Raw genomic sequence first — 2341 nt, forward strand, 5'->3', positions numbered from 1 at the left:
TGGGCGGCTTCTTCATGGTGCCCAGCACGGTCACGCGCAGGCTCACCAGGTCGGCCGGTTCCTGGGGGGCCGAGGTGCCGTAGCGCACCTTGTGCAGCTCGTCGAACTGCTGCTTGATCGCGGACCGGTCCTTGGCTTCGAAGTACTGCAGCGGCAGGTCCACCGTGACGGCGTGTTCCTGGCCCACGTAGCGCATGTCGGCGGCGCGTTCGATGACCACGCCATCGGCCTCGATGCCGGAGGCGGCGAGCGCGGCGCGGCCCTCGTCTTCCATGGTCTTGTAGGCGGCCTCGATCTCGTCGAAGGACACGTCGCCCAGCTTGCGAAACACCGAGCGCACATAGTCGTAGCGCAGGTCCGAGAACAGCATGCCGTAGGCCGAGAAGTAGCCCGGCGCGTACGGAATGAGCACCTTGCGGATGCCGATTTCGCGCGCAATGGCCGACGCGTGCAGCGGGCCGGCGCCACCGTAGACCACCATGGTGAAGCTGCCGGCGTCCAGGCCGCGCTCGGTGGTCACGGCCTTCACCGCGTGCGACATCTGCGTCACCGCGATGCGCAGGATGCCGTCGGCCGCGGCCGTCGGCTCCAGCCCCAGCGGGCCGGCGATGCGCTCCTGCATCTGGCGCTGGCAGCCGGCCAGATCGAGCTTGAGTTCACCGCCCAGGAAGTGCTCGGCATCGAGCCGGCCCAGCAGCAGGTTGGCGTCGGTCACGGTGGGCTCGGTGCCGCCCCGGCCATAGGCCACCGGGCCGGGGATGGAGCCCGCGCTCTGCGGGCCCACGCGCAGGGCGTTGCCGGTTTCCACGCGGGCAATCGACCCGCCGCCGGTGCCCACTTCGTGGATGTCCATCATCGGGATCTGGATCGGCAGGGCGCGTTCGTAACCGCCGATCAGCGCCGAGCCGGTGGTCAGCGGCCGGCCTTCGCTGATGACGCCGGCCTTGGCCGTGGTGCCGCCCATGTCGAAGGCAATCGCATCGCCCATGCCCAGCTGGGCGCAGATGGCCTGGGCCCCGATCACGCCGGCGGCCGGGCCGGATTCGAGCATGCGCACGCAGCCCACCTTGGCGTGCTCCACCGGGAACAGGCCGCCGGTGGACTGCACGATGTAGAAGTCGCCGCCGAAGCCCTGGCCGCTGTGGTGGCTCTCCAGCTGGCCCAGGTATTCGGACACGCGCGGGCCGACGTAGGCGTTGGCCACCGCGGTGGAAACGCGCTCGAACTCGCGGTACTCCTGGCTCAGCTCGTGCGAGGCGCAGACGAAGGCACCGGGGATCTCTTCCTGCAGGATCTGCTTGACGCGCTGTTCGTGCGCCGGGTTGCGGTAGCTGTGCAGCAGCAGCACGGCCACCGCTTCGATGCCCTGGCCGCGCAGGTCCTTGGCCAGCTCGCGCACCGCGGCTTCGTCCAGCGGCTTGTGGGTGCTGCCGTCGGCGCGCAGGCGCTCGGCCACCTCGTAGCGCAGCGAGCGCTTGACCAGCGGCTGGTGCTTGTTGAAGAACAGGTTGTAAGCATCGGGTCGGTTGACGCGAACGATCTCGTAGATGTCGCGAAAGCCTTCGGTGATCAGCAGCGCGGTGTTGGCGCCGTTGCGTTCGAGCAGCGTGTTGATGGCGATGGTGGAACCGTGCAAGAACAGGTTGCCGTCGCGCCAGTCGATGTGAGCGCTGTCAATGGTGGACTGGATGCCCTTGACGAGCTCGCCGTGGGTGGACAGGGCCTTGCCGAACAGCAGCTTTCCGCTGGTCTCGTCAAAAGCGGCCATGTCGGTGAAGGTGCCACCGATGTCGACGGCGATGCGCAGGTGGGGTTTGGGGTTCGGGGTGTTCATGGGGTCTCCGGTTCGGGCGGCGCGTCGGTGGCGTTCAGGCCGCGTTCAGGCCGCGCTGTGGTCGGTGCCGATGCGGTTGCGCAGCACGCCCAGGCCTGTGATCTCCACCTCGGCCACGTCGCCTTCCTTCATGTACAGCGGCGGCTCGCGGCGGTCGCCCACGCCGCCGGGCGTGCCGGTGGCGATCACGTCGCCGGGCGACAGCGGCGTGAAGCGCGAGATGTAGGCCACGATGGTCGGGATGTCGAAGATCAGGTCGCCCAGGCTGGCGTGCTGCACCACGTGGCCGTTGACGCGGGTCTCCAGCGTCAGCGCGGTCACGTCGGGCACCTCGTCGCGCGTCACCAGCACCGGGCCGAAAGGCGCCGTGCCGGGGAAGTTCTTGCCCGGGGTGAACTGGTGGGTGTGCTTCTGCCAGTCGCGCACGCTCACGTCGTTGAAGCAGGCGTAGCCGGCGATGTGCTCGAAGGCGTTTTCTTTGGCGATGTGGCGGCCACCTTTGCCGAT

Annotated in this window: 2 protein-coding genes; both read right to left on the bottom strand. The window is 68.6% G+C overall.

What is annotated here, in order from left to right; genetic code table 11:
- On the bottom strand, window positions 1-1834 hold a 1834-nt coding region (locus tag ACR2JA_RS05310), incomplete at its 3' end, for a hydantoinase/oxoprolinase family protein (protein WP_434008068.1).
- Between the two features lie 45 nt (window positions 1835-1879).
- Window positions 1880-2341 (bottom strand): fumarylacetoacetate hydrolase family protein (locus tag ACR2JA_RS05315; RefSeq protein ID WP_434008069.1); only part of this gene is annotated, 462 nt, incomplete at its 5' end.

Source organism: Hydrogenophaga sp., assembly GCF_051007235.1.
In the GTDB taxonomy this organism is placed as follows: Bacteria; Pseudomonadota; Gammaproteobacteria; order Burkholderiales; family Burkholderiaceae_C; genus Hydrogenophaga.